General features: G+C 51.9%; 6 protein-coding genes. 1 reads left to right on the top strand and 5 read right to left on the bottom strand.

Features of this window, described 5'->3' with window-relative positions:
- Positions 1 to 21: 21 nt before the first annotated feature.
- The 3 genes from ABYW01_RS12425 to nhaA all read right to left on the bottom strand — a co-directional run bounded on the left by ABYW01_RS12425 (position 22) and on the right by nhaA (position 3590).
- On the bottom strand, positions 22 to 606 hold the full coding sequence (locus ABYW01_RS12425; protein WP_372833113.1) for an aminodeoxychorismate/anthranilate synthase component II: 585 nt from the start codon (positions 604 to 606) through the stop codon (positions 22 to 24).
- 23 nt (positions 607 to 629) lie between these two features.
- On the bottom strand, positions 630 to 2108 hold the full coding sequence (gene trpE, locus ABYW01_RS12420; RefSeq protein WP_372833110.1) for an anthranilate synthase component I: 1479 nt from the start codon (positions 2106 to 2108) through the stop codon (positions 630 to 632).
- Between the two features lie 318 nt (positions 2109 to 2426).
- Complete coding sequence (gene nhaA, locus ABYW01_RS12415; protein ID WP_372833108.1) at positions 2427 to 3590, bottom strand: Na+/H+ antiporter NhaA; 1164 nt, start codon at positions 3588 to 3590, stop codon at positions 2427 to 2429.
- Between the two features lie 191 nt (positions 3591 to 3781).
- Here nhaA and nhaR point away from each other — a divergent pair, with 191 nt between their 5' ends.
- Positions 3782 to 4714 (top strand): transcriptional activator NhaR, encoded by a 933-nt coding sequence (gene nhaR, locus ABYW01_RS12410; RefSeq protein WP_372833105.1) that lies wholly within the window; start codon positions 3782 to 3784, stop codon positions 4712 to 4714.
- Here nhaR and ABYW01_RS12405 read toward each other — a convergent pair whose 3' ends face one another.
- Together ABYW01_RS12405 and ABYW01_RS12400 are read right to left on the bottom strand one after the other, a co-directional pair.
- A complete protein-coding gene (locus ABYW01_RS12405) occupies positions 4715 to 5395 on the bottom strand; it encodes a phosphoglycolate phosphatase (protein ID WP_372833102.1) in 681 nt (226 codons plus the stop codon).
- The coding region (locus tag ABYW01_RS12400) for a ribulose-phosphate 3-epimerase (RefSeq protein ID WP_372833099.1) at positions 5395 to 5730 on the bottom strand (336 nt) is incomplete at its 5' end. The genes ABYW01_RS12400 and ABYW01_RS12405, both read right to left, overlap by 1 nt.

Raw genomic sequence — 5730 nt, 5'->3', positions numbered from 1 at the left:
TGGGATTAACCATCCAGCCTGTTATTTTTTTCGTTTCAGGAAGTTTGCCAGCAGATCGTGGCCCTGCTCGGTGAGGATCGACTCCGGGTGGAACTGAACACCTTCAATGTCCAGTTCCTTGTGACGCACGCCCATAATTTCGTCGATGCTGCCGTCTTCGTTCTGAGTCCACGCAGTAATCTCCAGACAGTCAGGCAGGGTCGCCTGATCGATGACCAACGAGTGGTAACGGGTCACCTCTACGGGATTCGCAAGACCTTCAAATACACCGGTATTGTTGTGATATACCGGAGAGGTTTTACCGTGCATGACCTCTTTGGCACGCACGATTTTGCCACCAAACGCCTGACCAATACTCTGGTGTCCTAAACAGATACCAAACAATGGCAGCTTGCCGCCAAAGTGCGTGATCGCCTCAACCGAGATACCCGCTTCATTTGGAGTACAGGGCCCGGGGGAGATCACCAGATGATCTGGCTGTTTTGCCTCAACCTCGGCAACAGAAATCTCATCGTTACGATGCACCTCAACCTCAGCACCCAGCTCACCCAGATACTGCACTACGTTGTAGGTAAAGGAATCGTAGTTATCGATCATTAACAACATTTATCTATGTCCTGTGCAGAGATTCAGAGGTTATCCAAACCTTTTTCGACCATCGCCACCGCACGGAATATTGCGCGGCCCTTGTTCATGGTCTCTTTCCATTCAAGGCGTGGTACAGAGTCTGCCACCACCCCCGCCCCTGCCTGAATATGCAGGGTATTATCCTTGATGACAGCCGTACGGATCGCAATTGCGGTATCCATATTACCATTCCAGGAGAGGTAACCAACCGCCCCACCGTAGACACCCCGTTTGACGGGTTCCATCTCGTCGATGATCTCCATCGCCCGCACTTTAGGTGCGCCGCTTAATGTGCCAGCAGGCAAGGTTGCACGCAATACATCCATTGCGCTCACATCCGGCTTCAACTTACCGTCAACATTGGAAACGATATGCATCACGTGGGAGTAACGTTCGATCACCATTTTTCCGGTTAGCTCAACACCACCGATCTGAGCCACTCGGCCCACATCGTTGCGCCCCAGATCGATCAGCATCAGGTGCTCGGCGATCTCTTTTGGATCAGCCAGCAACTCTTTTTCCAGCGCCAGATCTTCTTCTTCGGTTTTGCCGCGACGACGGGTACCCGCAATCGGACGCACACTGACCACTCCGTCTTCCACCCGCGCCAGAATTTCTGGTGAGGAGCCGACCACGTGGAAATCATCCAGATGCAGCGTATACATGTATGGGGATGGATTCAGGCTCCGCAGTGCGCGGTACAGATCCAACGGACGGTTGTCGAACGGAATCGACATACGCTGGGAGATGACGGTTTGCATCACATCGCCCGAGAGGATGTACTCTTTAATCTGATCGACCGAATCCATGAACTCTTGCTCGCCAAAGCTGGACTTGAATTCATTTTCATCGACTTCACGCCCTTTGCACTGACGCTCATACGGCACACTAAACCGTAAGCGATTAACGAGTGCATCCAGACGCTGCTGGGCAATCTCCAGAGCATCGGGTTCTTGCGGGTCAGCATGGGAGATCAAGACCAGTTTGCCACTAAGGTTATCAAATACAACAACCTCATCAGACACCATCAGCAAAATATCCGGCGTACCGATCGCATCTTCAGGCACATTTTTCTGCAGGCGTTTTTCCACGTAACGCACACAATCGTAACCAAAATAACCGACAAGACCGCCGTTAAAACGGGGTAGGCCCGGCAGATCCGGCACGCGGTAGCGTTTTTGGAACTCTTCCACAAAGGCGAGAGGATCTTCAGAATGATGACGTTCAACCACCGCGCCGTCAGTCTCTACAGTGATATCAAAGCCAGAGACTTTGAGAACTGTGCGTGATGGCAAACCAATGATCGAGTAACGCCCCCACTTTTCGCCCCCTTCAACCGACTCCAGCAGGTAGCTGTAGGGCGCGTTAGCCAGCTTCATATAGGTGGAAAGAGGTGTATCCAGGTCGGCAAGTACTTCGCGAACAACAGGAATACGATTGAAATTCTGGGCAGCCAGTTCGGCAAACTGTTCAGGTGTCATGCTTTATATCTCAGGCGTAAATTCGGTGTACAGATTTGAGATCGTCGCAGGAAGCGAAGAAAGCACGTGTCAGAGGGGCAAACAAAAAATCGTAAGTCTGAGGATGCTGAATTCAGAAATCACTGCAACGAGTAGAACAAAACTCGTTTCAGGCACACCATCGCCATCGTTCACCGACGTACGGCAAGCGGGGCAAAGCACCAAAGTTCTGCAGAGACTCGTATGAATTCACGGTTGATCGCTTATGTTCAGCAAATGGAATCGATACCGAGACCATATAGCAGCACCGTAAGCGAATCAACCGTCACAGTCCAATACTCAGTCTTTCAGTGCAAATTTCAGCACCAGATACCCCGCTAGGGCTGATACTACCGATCCTATTAGGATAGCCAGGCGGTCTGCACCACCATAAAGATCGGCCATGCCTTCGTAGGCCAGTGAATCGACAAACAAACTCATGGTAAAACCGATGCCGGTCAGCAGCGATACACCATAGAGTGCCCCCCAACCAGCCCCTCCGGGTTTTTCGGCAAGCCCCAGCTTTATCGCAATCCAGCTGAAGCCAAATACCCCAACCTGCTTACCGATAAACAAACCTGCCATAATTCCTACTGGAACCGACGCTAAGAGCATATCCAGCGATATTCCCGCCAGCGGCACACCCGCATTGGCAAAAGCAAAGAACGGCAAAATGGCGAAGGCCACCCACGGATGAAGCAGATGTTCCAGACTCTTGAGCGGTGAAAAGTCTGGATTTTTCTTATTGGTGAGCGGAATCGCAAATGCCAACACCACGCCGGCCAGTGTTGCGTGCACACCGGACTTCAACACACTGATCCAGAGCACAACACCCACCAGAACATACGCAGCAATACGCATCACGCCCAGACGATTCATCAGGAACAACATCGCAATGGTTGTCGCTGCAACCGTCAATGATAACGTCGACAGTTCAGTGGTATAGAACAGGGCGATAACAATAATGGCCCCTAAGTCATCGATAATCGCCAGCGTCATCAGAAACAACTTCAGCGCCACTGGAACCCGATTACCCAACAACGACAAGATGCCCAGAGCAAAAGCGATATCCGTTGCGGTCGGAATCGCCCAACCACGCAGGTCGGTATCATTACTCCAGTTAAAAACAGCAAAACAGAGTGCGGGGATCGCCATACCACCCACTGCTGCAATAGCAGGCAGCACGATGCGACTTGGCTCTGAAAGCTCACCGACCATCAACTCTCGTTTAACTTCAAGCCCCACCAGCAGGAAAAAGATTGCCATCAAGCCGTCGTTTATCCATAGCAACAGCGGTTTATCCAGGTGAAGTGCACCCACGCGCACTTCGACCGGTAGATCTAAAATCGCTTCGTAATAAGGATCAAGCGGGGTATTCGCCATCAACATGGCGAATAACATTGCCCCAATCAATAAAATGCCACTCGCGGACTCAAGCTGAATGAATCGCTGCACGATCTGCATAAACACCTCAAAAAAAAACCCCGGACAGGCCGGGGTGTGTAATTAGCATTGTGATAAGAGCCCTGCTGTCATTTTTAGTCCCAGCAGCCAGACTATCGGGGGGGAGAACTCATCTAATGAATTCAGTATACTCACCCCATAAGACAAGAAAATTCGAATTTAATCTAAAAACACTTCGGTTTTTTCGAACTATGATTCATCATCTGAATTTCAAGCACTTACGTTATTTTATGGTGGTTGCACAGGAAGGCTCCATCGTCCGTGCCTGCGAGAAGCTCAATCTGACACCACAAACTATTTCAGGTCAGCTCAAACAGCTGGAGCACACTCTTGGGGTTGCCTTGCTACAAAAGGAAGGCCGCAAACTGATTCTGACCGATGCGGGCAAGCAAGCGCTGGATTATGCAGAGCAGATTTTCTCGATGGGCGAGTCACTGCAGGACCAGCTACGCAACCCGGGACAGTCCGTACGTCTTTTCAGTGTCGGTATTGCTGATGTTTTGCCCAAGCTGGTTGCATACCGGCTGTTGGAACCTGCCCTGGAATTGGATGAACCGGTCCGGCTCGAGTGCCGTGAAGGCAACATGGAAACCTTGCTGGCCGACCTCGCCACCCACCGTGTGGATATGGTACTGACGGATCGCCCCGTAGATGCAGGCTTCAATATCAGAGCCTATAACCACCTATTGGGAGATTGCAGCATGTCGATGTTTGCAGCTCCGGCACTGGCTGCGAACTATCGGGAGAATTTCCCCCAATCACTGCAGAATGCGCCTCTGCTGATGCCAACCGGCGATACGATGATTGGTTCCAGCCTGCAAAAGTGGTGTGATCGCCATGATATTCACCCCAACATCGTTGTCGAGTGTGTGGATCACGCATTGCTGGGGACATTTGGACAGGCAGGGAAAGGAGTGTTCTGTGGCCCCAGCGTACTTGAGCCACATATCGAACGTCAGTTCTCGGTAGAAAGCATTGGTCGTATCGATTCGATCCGCGAACGCTTCTATGCGATCTCGCTGGAGCGACGTATTCGTCACCCCGGCGTATTGGCCGTCACCAACAGCGCTCGTCGAATCTTGTTTGAAGACCGAGAACAGCCAGCCTCCGATGCAGGTCGCTAGTCAGAGCAACTGATCCAAACGCTCTACTAACAGATCTGGCTTGTAGTTCTGAACCGGTTCACCGTGATTGTAGCCGTAGGGCACGGCAACCACGGCACACCCTGCGGCACGGGCGGCTCCGATATCGCTCTTGGAGTCACCCACCATCAGCGTATGCTCTGCGGCGACACCCGCCAACTCCATCGCATACCACAGTGGCTCTGGCGACGGTTTCTTCTGCGGTAAGCTATCGCCACCCAGCACCACAGAAAAGAAGGGAGATAGTCCAAACTCATCAAGAATAGGGTGGGTAAACTGAATGGGTTTATTGGTCACAACCCCCAACATTATGCCTCGCGCATGCAACCCTTGCAGACATTCCATCACACCCGGGTAAAGCGTACTGCTATGGGAGGCGCTGTTCCCATAGGCGGACATAAATAAGTCGAAGGCTTTGTTGAACAACACAGGATCAATCGCATCCGCGTTGGGATTCTGCTCACCTGTCAATGCTCGCTGAACGAGCACCGGGGCACCATTGCCCACCCACTGGCGGACCTTTTCCAAGCCCGCCAATGGACGCTCAAGTGCACGAAGCATTTCATCCACAGCTGCGGCAAGATCCGGCACACTGTCAACCAGCGTGCCATCCAGGTCAAACAAAATTAGCCCGGGCTCCCGCCCTTCAAACAGTTGTTGCATCAGCTGGACACGTTCGCCAGTTCAGCACGCATCGCGTCGATGGTGGCTGTGTAGTCATCGGTGTTAAAAATCGCAGAACCTGCCACAAAGGTATCCGCACCCGCCTCAGCAATTTCACGGATATTCCCAATACCAACACCACCGTCAATCTCCAGACGAATGTCATAACCGCTGTTCTGGATCATCTCACGTGCCTGACGCAACTTATCCAGCGTACCCGGAATAAACTTCTGACCACCAAAGCCCGGGTTTACCGACATCAGCAAGACCATGTCGACTTTATCCATCACGTAGTCCAGATGGCTCAGTGGCGTCGCCGGGTTAAATACCAGACC

The organism is Pontibacterium sp., from assembly GCF_041587635.1.
Classification (GTDB): Bacteria; Pseudomonadota; Gammaproteobacteria; order Pseudomonadales; family Balneatricaceae; genus Pontibacterium.
Note: the sequence above shows the minus strand (reverse complement) of the source record. Positions and strands in the feature narration are given on the sequence as shown.